Origin of the sequence: Achromobacter spanius (genome assembly GCF_002966795.1) — a bacterium.
Lineage (GTDB): Bacteria > Pseudomonadota > Gammaproteobacteria > Burkholderiales > Burkholderiaceae_B > Achromobacter > Achromobacter spanius_D.
The window spans coordinates 6,204,917-6,220,907 of record NZ_CP023270.1; the positions used below are offsets into that span (position 1 = coordinate 6,204,917).

At 62.4% G+C, this 15,991-nt stretch carries 14 protein-coding genes; 3 read left to right on the forward strand and 11 right to left on the reverse strand.

The features are described from left to right. Positions 1-62 precede the first annotated feature (62 nt). The 4 genes from CLM73_RS28165 to CLM73_RS28180 form a co-directional block, all read right to left on the reverse strand. Entirely contained in the window at positions 63-368 is a 306-nt protein-coding gene (locus CLM73_RS28165; protein ID WP_105241229.1) for a DUF4148 domain-containing protein, read from the reverse strand. Positions 369-462: 94 nt separating this feature from the next. Then, a complete protein-coding gene (locus CLM73_RS28170; protein WP_105241230.1) occupies positions 463-768 on the reverse strand; it encodes a DUF4148 domain-containing protein in 306 nt (101 codons plus the stop codon). 95 nt (positions 769-863) lie between these two features. Then, positions 864-1,169: a DUF4148 domain-containing protein gene (locus CLM73_RS28175; RefSeq protein WP_105241231.1), complete on the reverse strand. Its 306-nt coding sequence runs from the start codon at positions 1,167-1,169 to the stop codon at positions 864-866. A gap of 258 nt (positions 1,170-1,427) precedes the next feature. Continuing rightward, positions 1,428-2,594 carry a mandelate racemase/muconate lactonizing enzyme family protein gene (locus tag CLM73_RS28180; RefSeq protein ID WP_105241232.1) on the reverse strand — a complete coding sequence of 389 codons (1,167 nt, stop codon included), beginning with the start codon at positions 2,592-2,594 and terminating at the stop codon, positions 1,428-1,430. A gap of 95 nt (positions 2,595-2,689) precedes the next feature. Between CLM73_RS28180 and CLM73_RS28185 the strand changes: the two genes are divergently transcribed. Continuing rightward, entirely contained in the window at positions 2,690-3,619 is a 930-nt protein-coding gene (locus CLM73_RS28185; RefSeq protein WP_105241233.1) for a LysR family transcriptional regulator, read from the forward strand. Between the two features lie 27 nt (positions 3,620-3,646). Here CLM73_RS28185 and CLM73_RS28190 read toward each other — a convergent pair whose 3' ends face one another. From CLM73_RS28190 to CLM73_RS28215, 6 genes are all read right to left on the reverse strand, one after another. Next, on the reverse strand, positions 3,647-4,849 hold the full coding sequence (locus CLM73_RS28190; protein WP_105241234.1) for a glycosyltransferase family 2 protein: 1,203 nt from the start codon (positions 4,847-4,849) through the stop codon (positions 3,647-3,649). Continuing rightward, entirely contained in the window at positions 4,749-6,056 is a 1,308-nt protein-coding gene (locus CLM73_RS28195; protein WP_105241235.1) for an O-antigen ligase family protein, read from the reverse strand. Before CLM73_RS28195 ends, CLM73_RS28190 begins: the two co-directional genes overlap by 101 nt. Further along, on the reverse strand, positions 6,053-7,549 hold the full coding sequence (locus CLM73_RS28200; protein WP_105241236.1) for a flippase: 1,497 nt from the start codon (positions 7,547-7,549) through the stop codon (positions 6,053-6,055). Before CLM73_RS28200 ends, CLM73_RS28195 begins: the two co-directional genes overlap by 4 nt. Positions 7,550-7,631: 82 nt before the next feature. Further along, positions 7,632-8,543, reverse strand: a complete 912-nt coding sequence (locus CLM73_RS28205; protein ID WP_158685950.1) for a hypothetical protein — start codon at positions 8,541-8,543, stop codon at positions 7,632-7,634. 509 nt (positions 8,544-9,052) lie between these two features. After that, on the reverse strand, positions 9,053-9,568 hold the full coding sequence (gene ssb / locus CLM73_RS28210; RefSeq protein WP_056571078.1) for a single-stranded DNA-binding protein: 516 nt from the start codon (positions 9,566-9,568) through the stop codon (positions 9,053-9,055). 295 nt (positions 9,569-9,863) lie between these two features. After that, complete coding sequence (locus CLM73_RS28215; protein ID WP_105241238.1) at positions 9,864-11,048, reverse strand: MFS transporter; 1,185 nt, start codon at positions 11,046-11,048, stop codon at positions 9,864-9,866. Between the two features lie 239 nt (positions 11,049-11,287). Between CLM73_RS28215 and uvrA the strand changes: the two genes are divergently transcribed. After that, on the forward strand, positions 11,288-14,143 hold the full coding sequence (gene uvrA / locus CLM73_RS28220; protein ID WP_105241239.1) for an excinuclease ABC subunit UvrA: 2,856 nt from the start codon (positions 11,288-11,290) through the stop codon (positions 14,141-14,143). Between the two features lie 28 nt (positions 14,144-14,171). Next, positions 14,172-14,834 (forward strand): glutathione S-transferase family protein, encoded by a 663-nt coding sequence (locus CLM73_RS28225; RefSeq protein WP_105241240.1) that lies wholly within the window; start codon positions 14,172-14,174, stop codon positions 14,832-14,834. A gap of 28 nt (positions 14,835-14,862) precedes the next feature. Here the strand turns inward: CLM73_RS28225 and CLM73_RS28230 are convergent, their stop codons facing one another. Beyond that, on the reverse strand, positions 14,863-15,990 hold the full coding sequence (locus CLM73_RS28230; RefSeq protein ID WP_105241241.1) for a deoxyguanosinetriphosphate triphosphohydrolase: 1,128 nt from the start codon (positions 15,988-15,990) through the stop codon (positions 14,863-14,865). Between the last annotated feature and the right edge of the window lies 1 nt (position 15,991).

Genomic DNA, 15,991 nt, shown 5'->3' on the forward strand with positions numbered 1-15,991 from the left:
GCTAGCGAACCCCGGCCGGGACAAGATCCCGTTCCCGGGGTCCGCTTTGATTGCCATCTGCTTCAGCCTTGCACGGGCGGGTAGGCAAGTTCGCTGCTGTCGGTCAGGCCTTGGGCGCGGGCAGCGGCCAGTTCTTGCTTGACCTGAGCGCGGCTCTTGTCGCCGGCGTGGGCAAATGCAGTGGCGGCGTAGCCTTCTTCACCGGACACCAGTTCGCCATTGGCGCGGGCGGCGGCGAGTTCTTGCTGCACTTGAGCGCGGGTCACCGTGCTTTGGGTTTCCAGGGCGGGCGGATAGTCCAGTTCGCCAGCATGGGCTGCGCCGATGAAGGAGGCGGAAAGGATCAGGGCGGATACGAGGGTCTTCATGAGAAATCTCCAGTCGGTTTGGTTTGCACTGCAATTGCTGCGTCGATGTTGGGTTCAAGCTATCTAGTTATAGATAGATGTCAGGTCGAAAAAATCAGCCTTGAACGGGCGGGTAGTCCAGTTCGCCACCGTCGGTCAGGCCTAGCGCGCGGGCCGCAGCCAGTTCCTGCTTCACTTGGGCGCGGGTCTTGTCGCTGGTGAACGCGATCGGGGCGGCGGCGTCGCCTTCTTCGCCGAACACCAGTTCACCGTTGGCACGGGCGGCGGCCAGTTCTTGCTGCACTTGAGCGCGGGTCACCGTGCTTTGGGTGTTCAGCTCGGGCGGATAGTCCAGTTCGCCAGCTTGGGCAGCGCCGATGAAGGAAGCGGAAAGGATCAGGGCGGAAACGAGGGTCTTCATGAGAAATCTCCAGTCAGTTTGGTTTGAATTGCAGTTGCTGCGTCGTTGTTGGGTTGAAGCTATCTATCTATAGATAGATGTCAGTTCGAAAAAAATCAGCCTTGAACGGGCGGGTAGTCCAGTTCACCACCCTCGGTCAGGCCTTGAGCGCGGGCGGCGGCCAGTTCTTGCTTGACCTGAGCGCGGGTCTTGTCGCTGGTGAAAGCGATCGGGGCGGCGGCGTAGCCTTCTTCACCGAACACCAGTTCGCCATTGGCGCGGGCGGCGGCGAGTTCTTGCTGCACTTGAGCGCGGGTCACCGTGCTTTGGGTGTTCAGTTCGGGCGGATAGTCCAGTTCGCCAGCTTGGGCAGCGCCGATGAAGGAAGCGGAAAGAATCAGGGCGGATACGAGGGTCTTCATGGTCAATCTCCAGTTTTTGGTGCAGTATGCGTTTCAGTTAGCTATCTACTTGTAGGTAGACGTCGAAGGAAATAAAAAAGCGGTCCTACTGTATTTCTGATTTCGGCGCCGGGCGGTTTGGTTGGTTGCGCTGCGTCGATGGATGAATCTTACCTACTACTAGATAGACAACGCAAGCAGGTAAAGTGAAACAATTTATGTCATGCCGCAGAGCGGTCCCTCTTGGCAACGCCAACAGGGACCGCGCGCCGCCCGCGATCAGGCCGATAGCGCGCGCATCACGGCGTACAGGTCAGACTTGCCCTCGAAGCCGATACCCGGCAAGTCCGGCATCGTGACATAGCCGCCTTCCACCTTCACGCCATCCGGAAAGCCGCCGAAGGGCTGAAACAGATCCGGATAGCTTTCATTGCCGCCCAACCCCAGGCCCGCCGCGATGTTCAGCGACATCTGGTGCCCGCCGTGCGGCACGCAACGGCTCGCGGACCAGCCGTGCTGACGCAGCATCGCCAGCGTGCGCAGATACTCCACCAGCCCGTAGCTGAGCGCGCAGTCGAACTGCAGGTAGTCGCGGTCCGCGCGCATGCCGCCATAACGGATGAGGTTGCGCGCATCCTGCATCGAAAAGAGGTTTTCGCCCGTCGCCATGGGCTTGTCGTAGTAGTTGCGCAGCGTCGCCTGCAGCTCGAAATCCAGCGGATCGCCTGCCTCCTCGTACCAGAAGAGGTCGTACTGAGACAGCGCCTTGGCGTAGGCAATTGCCGTGTCCAGGTCGAAGCGCCCGTTCGCGTCGACAGCCAGCTTCTGGCCGTCCTGCAGCACGCTCAGCACCGAGTCGATGCGGCGCAGGTCCTCGTCCAGCGACGCGCCGCCGATCTTCTTCTTCACGACCGTATAGCCGCGGTCGAGATAGCTGCGCATTTCGTCCTTGAGCTTGGCGTGGTCCTGCCCCGGGTGGTAGTAGCCACCGGCCGCATACACGAACACCCGCCGATCCGGCTGGCCATTTCCATAGCGTTCGGCCAGCAACTGAAAAAGCGGCTTGCCTTCGATCTTCGCAACCGCATCCCACACGGCCATGTCGATCGTGCCGATCGCCACCGACCGCTCGCCGTGACCGCCGGGTTTTTCGTTTTTGAACATCGCATCCCAGACCTTGTGCGCATCCAGGTTGCGCCCCGTGGCGTCCACCAGCGTTTCCGGGTCGGCTTCCAGCACGCGCGGGATGAAGCGCTCGCGCATGAGCTTGCCCTGTCCATAACGGCCATTCGAATTGAAGCCGTACCCGACCACCGGCTTGCCGTCGCGGATCACGTCTGTGATCACGGCGACCAGGCTCAAGGTCATCTTGCTGAAGTCGATGTAGGCGTTGCGGATGGGTGAGCTGATGGGCAGGGTCTGCTCGCGGATGTCGACGATTCTCATGGCTTGTCTCCGGTTGGGGCGCGTCGGGAATCGATAGATTAGTGGCGCATCCCTGCCCTAGAATTCACCCAAGTTCATTTGATTATTTACTTTCAGTGAAAGCCGACCTTGCCTCCGAGCTGCAATTCTTTGTGCTGGTCGCCCGGCTGGGCAGCCTGTCGGCCGCGGCGCGGCATCTGGATCTGACGCCACCGGCGGCCACCAAGCGGCTGGCGCTGATGGAAACGCGCCTTGGCGTGCGCCTGGTCAATCGCACCACGCGCAGCATCAGCCTGACCAACGAAGGCGAAACCTACCTGGCCTACGCGACGCGGATCCTCGCGGACCTGCGCGAGATGGAAGACGTGGTGTCCAGCAGCAGCGCCCAGCCGCGCGGCCTCATCCGCGTCAACGCCACACTGGGGTTCGGGCGCACGACCATCGCGCCGCTGGTTTCCGACTTTGCGAAACGCTATCCGCAGGTCCAGGTCGAGCTCGAGGTAACGGACCGGCCCGTCGACCTGGTCGAAAGCGGCTTTGACTTGGCCATCCGCTTCGGCGAGCTGCCCGACAAGCGCCTCGCCGCCCGACGCATCATGACCAACCGTCGCTTTCTGTGCGCGTCGCCCCGCTACCTGAAGGCGCACGGCACGCCGGCGACTCTGGCCGACCTCGCCCATCACCAATGCATTCTTCACCGGCAGAACGACGAAGCACACGGCGTCTGGCGGTTCACGCACGAAGGCCGCGTCGAAGTGGTGAAGGTGGAAGGCGGGCTTTCCAGCAACGATGGCGACATCGTCCTGGGCTGGGCCCTGGACGGCCACGGCATCCTCGTCCGGTCGGAATGGGACCTGGCCAAGTACCTGGAAAGCGGCAGGCTGCGCGTGGTGCTGCCCGACTTCACGCTGCCTGCTGCGGACCTGTTCGTCTATTACCCACAGCGCCGCAACCAGACGGCCCGCACCCGCGCATTCATCGATTATCTGGTGGAGGCCTTTCTCCCGGCCGCAAAGCATGATGCGCCGGAACAGGAAAAGGCGTAGCCGCTGGTCGCGGGAGCGATTGGACTGTCAGCGCTTTATCGCCTTGTCCCAGCTCCAGTGTCGATTCGCCATATGGGCCTTGAGCAGGGCTGGCGTCTTGGCGACGGTATCAATTTCTCCCGTGTACTCTCTGCCGCCTGCAACCGTGGGCCGCATTGCACGGCGCAAGAGCCTCACCAGCCGCTGCCGGCGATACCGCCGTTTCTCAAACGCCACTTTCTTCAGGAAGTCGGATCGTGTCATGCCGACGATGCCCGCGGCTAGCGGGATGGCCTGCTCGATCTCGGAGGCGTACTCGCCATGGAGCGACTGGCACACGGCAATCAGTCGCGCAAAATTGAAGCGCGGCACCTCGTTCGCGGAAATCTTTGCGATCGTTTCCAACGCTGCGTGCGCCCAGACGGTTTCGACCGAGAAAAAGCGCGGCACCCCTTCCGACCAGCCGGTGCTGACGAAAGCCTTGGTCTGCGCCTCGTGCCCCAGCTTGCCCTTGTGGGTGTTCATGGCGCTGCGGCCGGTATTGCTGCCGCCGGAGGCCCCGGGAATGGTAAGCGGATAATCGATTTCGACGAACCGGCCACCGCACAGCGCCAATCCGATTGCGCCGGATACGTCGGGGCTGGACCCATGGAAATAGGCGCCCGACAGTGTTTTCATTTTTTCGAGCAGGCTGCGCCGCACGATCCCGTGGTAGATCTTGGGCAGCCCATCGGTTCCCTGGGCGGCATTCGACAAGGCCCCGGACAGGCTCTCGGAAGACTGGCGCTCGACCATGGCGCCGATCCGGCTCGGCAGATACAACCGGCCGGCGTGCCCCGCGCCAAAAATCTTGGACCGGAAATCGGGCCACACATAATTCGACATGACCTTCGGCGCAATCACGTCGATCTGATTGTCCTTGGCCCAACGCGCCGCCAGCAATGCATCTTCCGTGATGGTGTCGTCGTCGCCAATCAGGCAGACAAATTCTCCCGTGGCAGCACTGATGACATGATTGTGGTTCCCTGTCATGTCCAGCCTTTCTGCGGGCCGCAGATACTTGAAACGGGGGTCGTCGCAAGGCGGATTATCGCCTTGGCGGACAAGCTCTTCCAGCAGCCCGTCCGTGCTGGTGTCACTGACTACCAGTTCAAGGCTGCGATCCCCGATCGCCAGAATGGACCGAACCGCATGAATCGCATACTGTGAGCGATTGTGCGTGGGTATCACAACGGAGAGCAATATTTCCATTTTCTGAGTAACTTATCGCAATTATTATCAGTCTTCCCGAACCGGCGGGGAGGGCGTGTGTCAGTGCCAAAACCAACATGAATGCAAGCAACACTTCGAATGCTGCCGAACCCACCAGAGGCTCGAACAGGGAAAACACCAGCAATACAACAAAAACCACACGCAAATAGCGGAACCACGGCGACGTCTGCTCTGCCCGGAGCAGGTGCCTATAGATTACCCGCAAGTACCATCCATACAATACGGCCCCAAATAGTCCGTAATTCAGCAGCAGTTGCAGGATGGAGTTATGCGTCCCCCAGACGTCTTCGATGCCAGGATTGGCCTCGATGAACGTCCTGAACGTATTGGGGCCAATGCCGAACCAGGGGTGCTGAAGCCATAGGTCGAAGCTGAACGCCCATAGCAGCAGGCGATTCACCGCGGAACTCAGTTCGCTGGCGAACGGCCCGCCATAATCACGAAGCTGGATTTGCACATCAATCGAAAAGAATAGAATCGCCGATGCGAACCCGACCAATGGCACAACCCAGACGAGCCAAAGCAGCCGCTTCCTGTCCAGCAGCAGCGCCACGAGGTATAACGCGAAAATGATCGCCCCACCCCGGGACATCGTGCAGAAGATGGCGATCGCAAAAAGCCACCGCAGCACGCGCATCTTGGCCGAGGCAAGTGCAAACAGAAAAACGAGAAACGCGGCAAGATAATTCGATCTGCCGAGCGGTGTCGCGACAAACAGCTTGCGCGCGTAATAATCGCCCGGACTGAATGCGGCGATGTAAAACAGCACAATCACCGCGAGGGCCAGCACCGCGCCTCCCGCCAGCATCATGCGCACGATCCAATCCTGCTTGATGAACTGATGAAATTGCGCGTAAAAAATCAACGTGCAAATTGCATAAATCATCGGCAAGGCGCCGGCGGCCGCGCGCATATATGCGCTCTCGGGGGTCATCGCCACGCCTACCGCGCCAAAAAATACCGCACCCGACAGCAATAACGCCGGCGTGGGAATCACGATGCGGGGAAGCGCGATCGCCGTGAGCAACAGCGGAAGGACAATGAATAATCCCATCGGGACAGTCATCGTGCTGACGCCTACGGGCACCTGAATATCGCCGACAAACAACAGAAAGAACGGAAGCAGGATCACAAACAACGCAAGCCGCGTATCGAAGCGGTAAGGCAACGTCATTTCCTGTTTCATGCCCTGCTCCCATGGCCAAAACGCGCGCTGCCGCGCACGGCGATCAACAGCACCAACGCGACAACCGCAAGCAGCCAGGCGGCCCGGATGGCCGGACTTGGCACCAGTGCGCCCACGAATCCCAGTACCGCCAGCCCCGAAACCGAAAGCAGCCGAAGCTTCGCACTGGTGAACATGGAGCGGTTCATCACGAGCTTGGCGCCCCAGAACATCAGAACGGCATCAACCGCCACGCGAAGAAACCACGCCACAGCGGCGCCGGTAAGGCCATAGTGGCGCGCCAGAAGGAATAGCGCCGCAAGAAACAGAGGCACCTCGATCAGGTGAAACACAGCCGTCAAATGCGATCTTCCGGCGCCCTGGATGACGGTGAAAGGTATTTGCGCAAGACAGGTAATGAACATGCCAGCCGAGAATATCTGCAGCAGCACGTAGCTCTGCAACGCAAAGGGTTCGCCCACCCACAACGTCAGAAGCTCTTTGGCAAATATTGCGATGGCGGCCGTGATGGGCAACAGCGTCAGGAAAATCCAGCCCACGGCCTTGGTGATCAACGGCATGACCGCTGCATCCTGACGCGCGATCTGCGCCGCCAGGGCCGGAAACAACACCGCGGTCAATGCGCCCGGCAAGATCGACAATTTTGTGATCAGCTCCTGCGGCGTCACATAATAGGCAACGGCGGCAGACGAGATAACCGCGCCCACGATGAACCGGTCGGCGTAGCTCATGACGGGGCTGACGATATTGCTGACCGTCATCCAGCCGCCCGAACTGCAAAGCGGGCGGATCAGCGTCTTGTCGAATTTGAAAGGTCCCACATCGTCCGGTAGATGGCGCTTGGCGTACCACGCGTGCAGTCCGCACGTCACCACACGGCCGCCGGCCAGAACCAACGTGATGACGTCCAGCCGCGGCGGACCGTAAAGCACGACCGCCAGGGGGCCCAGAAACGTCAACAGGCCCATCGGCAGCCGGATCAGATTGATGATCCCAAACGCGTGCCTGGCCTCAAGAATGCCTCGGAAGCCCGCGGTCAGCACAACAGCGGGCATGGCAAGCGCCATGATCCAGATGGCGTTGATCGCTTCCGCCCTGTCCGGCACGGCGCTGATGAATCCCAGCCCCCAAGGCCCCAACACAGCCATCAAAACGCCCGCAACGACGCTGAACAGCGCGATCACGACGATCGCGGTCACCACCAAGGCGCCTACCCGCCGCCGGTCCTTGCCTTCGAGCATCACCGCCAGGTGTTGCGTCAACGCACGGCCCAGCCCCAGGTCGAACAGGCTCAAATAGCTGACGATTGCCCAGATCAGCGTCAACAGCCCGAACCGGGCATCGCCCAGTTCCCTGATCAGGACGGGAATGCTGAATACTGCGGTAAGTAGCGGAAGCCCCAGGCCGAGTAGGTTGTAAACGGAATGTCGGATTAATTTCACGGATGGACCAAGGAAGTTTCCGTAGCAAGAAGTACGGTATACGGCTGACATTCGGAGCCGCTCTCGCCAATCTTCATTGCCACGAACCCAAAGCCTTCGAGCAGGCTGCGGGCGCCGCACCAGGCGTCAGGCGCTATTTCAAAAGAACGAACCTCGTCTTGCCTCGAATAACCAAAAGGAGGAAGCCGCACAAAATCCCCAGCAATACTGCAGGAGGCAGCAGATTTTTCAGTCTTGGAGATACCGGCTGCACCAGGATTTCAGCCTGAGTGACATCCGCCGAATAATGCCCCGCCAAATCAATACGTCCATCCAGCTCGTCTTCGGCCCGACTCAAAATACCCATCACCACTTCACTCTGGGAGATCTCCGCTCTTAACTGCGGAGCAAGCCAAAGCAAATTGTCCGGCGTTCCCCGAACAACGTCGTTGTACTCTCGGCGCAGGCTGTGATATTTTCTTTCCTCCGCCGCGATCTCGCCATCGTATTTATTCCTTAAGTCTGTCAGCGCTTCCAGACGCGCGTCCATTACCTTGTCATGAGACGCACGCACCTCTTTTCCAATAGCATCCGCATAGACTTGCAGCTGGTGGTGCGAATATCCCAGGTAATCCACTCTAAGCAATTGGGTGCCGGCAATTGCCTTCGCGGTCAGCGTCTCACGAAAAAGCTTGGCGTCGCGCGAGTCGCCTCCGGCCGTGGCAGCCGGCGCAGCACTCGCCGCAGACATCACCGCGTCAACGAATTCCCGGCTCGTCATCCATTCCGCAGTCAGCGACAGCTGCTCCTGCATTTCGCGTCTTAGCTCATGTCCTGCCTTGACATCGCCCACGCGGACGATAAGCGTTGCCGGCCATTTTTTTGGCACGACATAATACGCTGCAACCCCGCAAACGGCTCCAAACACCGCAGCGAATGCCAGTGTTTTCCAATTGCAGAATAACCGCCCCCAGAAATTGTCCGTTTGATTATTGCCAAGCGGCATTGCGAATGCGTCAGCGTCGTTTTCCCGAGCTGCGGCGTTCATCAAGATATTGTCGCCCACTATCGATGTTCCCTTTCCGCAGCATTCCGGTCCGGTAGCGGACCATTATTTCAGAACATTCGGTTGACCGTCGAAAAGGCTATCAGAGAGTCATGCGGTGGGCAAGCAGTGCCGCTGATCCGGACACATGGTAAACCCTTGGATGCTTAAAACAAACGGGATGCCCAGAATATTGAATTCACATTGTTACCAATACCGTCGAAGCATTGCGCAACTTGCCGGAGTATTTTCGGTAGGTTCACGTGCAAAACAGCGTTTTGTAAGGTGTCGTTGGACGTGATTATTCCCGCCATCTAATGCGGGCTTTTGGCATTGCCAAAACTCCCTGGATATCATCGAGACAGCTCGGCATAACATAATCGCAATGCGGTTGAAATCCCACAGTTGCAAAAGAACCGTTGATACCCGGCATGCGGAAGGCACATTTCAATGTATGCCTATCGTCAGACGAGACGCAAAAAAAAAGCGGACCCGAAGGTCCGCCTTTTTTTGGCCGAATTGAAATTCGCTCAGAACGGAATATCGTCGTCCATGTCCGCCAGGTTGGCGCCGCTGCTGGCCGGGGCCGCTGCGGGGGCCGGGCGCTGCTGGGGCGCCGGGCGTTGGGCCGGCGCGGCGCGCTGCTGGCGCGGCGCGTCGTCGTAGCCGCCGCCACCGTAGTTGCCACCACCGCCGCCGCCGCCGTCTTCGCGGCCGCCCAGCATCTGCATCTGGTCAGCGACGACCTCGGTGCTGAAGCGGTCGGCGCCCGTGTCCTTGTCTTGCCACTTGCGGGTCTTGAGGCGGCCTTCGATGTAGACCGAGCGGCCCTTCTTCAGGTATTCGCCGGCGATTTCAGCCAACCGGTTGTACATGACGACGCGGTGCCATTCGGTTTCTTCGCGCTTTTCGCCGCTGGCCTTGTCCTTCCAGGACGAGGTGGTGGCGATCGACATGTTGCAGATTGCCGCCCCGTCGGGGCTGTAGCGGACTTCCGGGTCGCGACCCAGATTGCCCACGAGTATGACTTTGTTAACCGATGCCATGCGGATGTCCCTCTGTTGTTGACAGCCTGCGCCTTGCGTTGCCGCAAGCGCGCCGGCAACAACATAAAAAAGCGATGTTGAAGACCGGCTTCATGAAACTCGCCGGTCATCAAAACGATGCCGGCGATGCCCAGGTGAAGCCTGTGTTGATGGGTATTATCGACGAAAAGCGCCCGCCGCGCCAAACGGGATCAGTGACAGTTCGAACACTGCTGACAAACCATTTCGGCGCTGTTGGACGCCGTTCGGGGCCAGATCCGCGACTTTCCAAAGCCTGCGGGAAAGCCCGCAGCCATCAGGCCAGGGGCCGCAGCGCCCAGGTGACCGCCAGCCACACCGCCGACAGGACTGCCGCGGCGATGAACACCGCGCTGGCGCCGGACTGCGACGCCAGCCAGCCGCCCAGGGCGCCCCCCGCGAAGAGGCCCGCGGCCTGCGCGGTGTTGTAGAAGCCCAGCGCCAATCCCTTGTAGGCCTGCGGCGCCACGCGCGACACCAGCGAGGGCTGCAGGGCTTCCAGCACGTTGAAGGCGACGAAGAATCCGGTCAGCGCGATGGCCAGCGTGTAAAAGCCATGGCTGGCGGCCGGCAACAGTGCGCACACCAGCACCAGGCCGGCGATCGACGCGCGCAGCGCGCCGCGGTGCGCCCGGCGTTTTTCGGCGACGAACACCACCGGCACCATCAGGACGAACGACACCAGGATGACCGGCAGGTAGACCTTCCACAGGTCGCGCGCGTCCAGCCCGCCGACCTTGGCCAGCAGCGCCGGCACCACGACAAACAACGACACCTGAATCAGATGCAGCACGAAAACGCCGAAATTCAGGCGCAGCAGGTCGCGATGAGTCAGCACCTCGCGCGGCTTGGCCGCCTGCATCGTGCGAGCCTGCGTGCGGGGCACGACAGGCACCACCCAGCGCGCGACGGCCAGACAGACGACGCCCAGGCAGGCAATGGTCCAGAACAGACCCGACAGCCCCCACCAGCCCACCAGCACCGGCGAAAGCACCAGTGACACGGCAAAGGACAGCCCGATCGATGCACCCACCATCGCCATGGCACGCGTGCGCACCTCGTCGCGGGTGGCGTCGGCCAGCCAGGCGGTGACAGCGGCGGAAATGGCGCCGGCGCCCTGGATGGCCCGGCCGATCGTGATCCAGAAAACGTCCGTCGCCTGCGCACAGACGATGCTGCCGGCGACAAACAGAAGCAGCCCGAACAGCACCACCGGACGGCGCCCCCAGCGGTCGGACGCCAGACCGAACGGAATCTGCATGAACGCCTGGGTCAGACCGTACATGCCCAGCGCGAGGCCCACGCGGACGGGATCATCGCCGCCCGGCATGCCGCTTGCGGCAACGGCGAAGACGGGCAGCAACAGGAACAGGCCCAGCATCCGCGCGGCAAACAGGCCGGCCAGGGCCACGCTCGCGCGGCGCTCGGAAGGGGTCAATTTCAGTTTTTTGTCTGCCGGCATGCGGAAAGTTCAACGATGACTAGGGCTGCGCGCATGTTTGCATGTCATACGCTCACGGTCTGATTCTTGCGGTGCGGCGCCGGCCTCTGGCCTGTCCAACCCGATGAACGGCCTTGAACGCGAGAGGATTCGGCGCGCTATAGTACCAAGTTGGCCTTTGAAACCGCTGAAATGCGCCCAAAGGGTGCGCGGGATCAAAGGCGCCATCGACGACGCAACTGGACGTTACCCATACCGACGTGACCATACGCATTCGGGGTGCCCGCACCCACAATCTCAAGAACGTCTCGCTGGACCTGCCGCGCCACAAGCTGGTGGTCGTCACCGGCCTGTCCGGGTCCGGCAAATCCTCGCTGGCATTCGACACGCTGTACGCGGAAGGCCAGCGGCGCTACGTGGAAAGCCTGTCGGCCTACGCCCGCCAGTTCCTGCAACTGATGGACAAGCCGGATGTGGATCTCATCGAGGGCCTGTCGCCGGCCATCTCGATCGAGCAGAAGGCCGCGGGACACAATCCCCGCTCCACGGTCGGCACCATCACCGAAATCCACGACTACCTGCGCCTGCTCTACGCGCGGGTCGGCACGCCCTATTGCCCCGACCACGGCCTGCCGCTGCAGGCCCAGAGCGTCAGCCAGATGGTGGACGCGGTGCTGGGCTGGACGCCCGAGACGCGGCTGGCGGTGCTGGCGCCCATTGCGCGCGGCAAGAAAGGCAGCTTCGAGGACGAATGCGCCAGCCTGCAGGCGCAGGGCTACGTGCGTCTGCGCGTCGACGGCCAACTGGTGGAAATCGACGGCATGGCGCCGCTGAAAAAGACCGAGAAGCACGATATCGACGTCGTCATCGACCGCCTGCGCATCAAGCCCGAGAGCAAGCAGCGCCTGGCCGAAAGCTTCGAAACCGCGCTGCAGCTTGCCGAAGGCCGCGCCCTGGCGCTGGACATGGACAGCGAGCGCGAACAGGTCTTCTCCAGCCGCTACGCCTGCCCGGTGTGCAGCCACAGCCTGCCCGAGCTCGAGCCGCGCCTGTTCAGCTTCAACAACCCCATGGGCGCCTGCCCCAGTTGCGACGGCATCGGGCAGGTCGGCTTCTTTGACCCCAAGCGGGTCGTCGCCTTTCCGGAGCTGAGTCTGGCCGCCGGCGCGATCCGCGGCTGGGACCGCCGCAATGCCTTCACGCATTCGCTGCTGACCAGCCTGGCCGCCCACTACGAATTCGACATCGAGGCGCCCTTCGAGGACTTGCCCGAAACGTTGCGCGACAAGGTCCTTTACGGGTCCGGCGAAGAAGAGATCTCGTTCCTCTACCTGAACGAAAAAGGCCGCAGCACCGTCAAGCGCCACACCTTCGAGGGCGTCATCCCGAACCTGGAGCGCCGCTGGCGCGAAACGGACTCGGCGACGGTGCGCGAGGAACTGGGCAAGTACCGCAATATCAAGACCTGCCCCGACTGCGCCGGGTCGCGCCTGCGCCCCGAGGCGCGCAACGTGCTGATCGGCCATGACCCGCGCGGCGGCGAACGCCACGGCCAGGCCATCTACGAAGTCGAGGCCATGCCGCTGTCCGGCTGCCTGGACTGGTTCCGCAACCTGAACCTGACGGGCGCCAAGCAGGAAATCGCGCAGCGCATCGTGCGCGAGATCGAGGCCCGGCTGAGCTTCCTGAACAACGTCGGCCTGAACTACCTGTCGCTGGACCGCAGCGCGGACACGATATCCGGCGGCGAGGCGCAGCGCATCCGCCTGGCCAGCCAGATTGGCTCGGGCCTGACGGGCGTGATGTACGTGCTGGACGAGCCTTCCATCGGTCTGCACCAGCGCGACAACGACCGCTTGATCGGCACGCTGCAGCACCTGCGCGATCTCGGCAACAGCGTGATCGTCGTCGAACACGACGAAGACATGATCCGCATGGCCGACTGGGTGGTCGATATGGGTCCCGGCGCAGGCGAACACGGCGGCGAGGTCGTGGCCCAAGGTGACCCCGAGACCGTGCAGCGCGATCCCAATTCGCTGACCGGCCAGTACCTGAGCGGCGCGCGCGCCATCGCCATCCCGAAGCGCCGCCCCGTCGACGACGAGCTGCCGTGGCTGACGCTTACCGGCGCCACCGGAAACAACCTCAAGAACGTCGACCTGCACGTGCCCGCCGGCCGCCTCGTCTGCGTGACCGGCGTGTCCGGTTCTGGCAAGTCCACGCTCATCAACGACACGCTGGCGGTGGCCGTGTCGCGCCAACTGCATCACGCGCAGAGCGAGCCCGCCCCCTACGTGTCGATGCAGGGGCTGGAGAACTTCGACAAGATCATCAGCGTGGACCAAAGCCCCATCGGGCGCACCCCGCGCAGCAATCCCGCCACGTACACGGGACTCTTCACGCCCATCCGCGAACTCTTCGCCGGCGTGCCTGAGGCGCGCACGCGCGGCTATGACCCCGGGCGATTCAGCTTCAACGTGAAGGGCGGCCGCTGCGAAGCCTGCCAGGGCGACGGCGTGGTCAAGGTCGAGATGCACTTTCTGCCCGACATGTACGTGCCCTGCGACGTCTGCCACGGCAAGCGCTACAACCGCGAAACGCTCGAGATCCGCTATCGCGGCCGCAACATCAGCGAGGTGCTGGACCTGACCGTCGAACAGGCGCTCGAATACTTCGAGTCGGTGCCCGCCATCTCGCGCAAGCTGCATACGCTGATCGACGTGGGCCTGTCGTACATCCGCCTGGGCCAAAGCGCGACCACGCTGTCCGGCGGCGAGGCGCAGCGCGTGAAGCTCTCGCAAGAGCTGTCGCGCCGCAGTACGGGCCGAACGCTTTACATCCTGGACGAGCCGACGACGGGCCTGCATTTCCGCGACATCGAGCTGCTGCTCCAGGTGCTCAATCAGTTGGTGGACGCCGGCAACACGGTGCTCATCATCGAGCACAACCTGGACGTCATCAAGACGGCGGACTGGCTTGTCGACATGGGTCCTGAAGGCGGTGACGGCGGCGGCCGGGTCGTGGCGCAAGGCACGCCGGAAGTCGTGGCGGCAACCGAGGCCAGCCATACAGGCCAGTATCTGGGCAAACTTTTGCGGCGCAAGCCGGGCGACTGATCCCCCTCCTACCAACGGGAAAGCCAGCATGTACACCCTGATCATCGGCAACAAGAACTACTCGTCCTGGTCCATGCGTCCGTGGATCGCGCTGCGGGCGACGGGCATCGCGTTCACGGAGCAAAAGATCGGCCTGTTCACCGAGGAGTTTTCACGACGCGTCGCCGCCGTATCGCCCGCCGGCCTGGTGCCCGTGCTGCTGGACGGCGATTTCGCCGTGTGGGATTCGCTGGCGATCTGCGAGTACGCCGCCGACCGTCACCCCGAGGCCGCGTTGTGGCCCAAGGATGCCAAGGGCCGCGCGCGGGCGCGATCGCTGGCCGCGCAAATGCACAGCGGTTTCGGCGCGCTGCGCCAGGCAATGCCGATGAATGTCGAAGCGGATTTGCCAGGCATCGACTTCCCCGAATCGGCACGCGCCGATGTCGCGCGCGTGCAGGCCATCTGGCAGGAAACGCGCGCACAGTTCGGTCAGGGCGGCCCGTTCCTGTTTGGCGGGTTCTCGATTGCGGACGCGTTCTTCGCGCCGGTGGTCTCGCGCTTCAAGACCTACAACATCGCCGCGGCAGGACCGGTGCGCGACTACATGGACGCCGTGCTGGCGCTGCCCGCGATGCAGGAATGGACCCGGGACGCGCTGGCCGAAGCGACCTTCGTCGAGGCCGACGAGCCCTACCGCAAGCATCGCTGACAGCGCGCCGCCCGCGGGCCGGCTCAGGCTACGCCATGTCGAACAGCCGCTTGTGTTCGCGGATGGCGTAGCGGTCGGTCATGCCGGCGATGTAGTCGGCAATCGCGCGCGCTTGTTCGTTGAACTGCGCGCGGCGGTAATCGGGCGGCAAGAGGCGCGGGTCATCCAGGAACGCCGCGAACAGGTCGCGCACAATGCGGCGCGCCTTGCGCGTCATGCGCAGCACGCGGTAGTGCCGGTACAGGTTGTCGAACAGAAATTTCTTCAGCGTGTCGGCTTCGCGGCGGATCTCTTCGGAAAACCCCGCCAGCGGCGGCGAGCGGCGCACGTCGTCCGCGCTGGCCGGCGCCGCATCGCGGATGCGCGCCAGCGACGTGCGGGTCAGGTCGACGATCAGCGTGTTGATCACCCGGCGTATCGTTTCGGCCACCGCGCGCCGCGGCGCGAGGCCGGGATAGCGGTCCAGCACGTACGCATGGTGGCGCTCGAATATCGACACTTCCTTCAATTGATCCAGCGTGATCAGCCCCGAGCGCAACCCGTCGTCAACGTCGTGGTTGTTGTACGCGATCTCGTCGGCCAGGTTGGCAAGCTGCGCCTCCAGCGACGGTTGCGTGCGGTTCAGGAAACGCTCACCGACATCTCCCAGCATGCGCGCATGGGCCACCGAGCAATGCTTGAGAATGCCCTCGCGCGTTTCAAAGCACAGGTTCAGGCCGTTGAAGTCGGCATAGCGCTCTTCAAGTTCATCGACCACGCGCAGGCTTTGCAGATTGTGTTCAAAGCCGCCCGCCTCCGGCGCCAGCTCGCGCATGCAGGCGTTCAGTTCGTCCTGGCCGGCGTGGCCAAACGGCGTGTGGCCCAGGTCGTGCGCCAGCGAAATGGCTTCGGTCAGGTCTTCGGACAGCCCCATGCTGCGCGCCAGCGTGCGGGCGATCTGCGCGACTTCCAGGCTGTGCGTCAGGCGCGTGCGGAACAGGTCGCCTTCGTGATTGACGAATACCTGCGTCTTGTATTCCAGCCGCCGGAAGGCGCTGGAATGGACGATGCGATCGCGGTCGCGCTGGAATTCCGTGCGGTTCTCGGGCGGCGGTTCAACGTGCGTCCGGCCGCGCGATCGGGACGGGTGAGAAGCATAGGAAGCCAGTTCATTCATC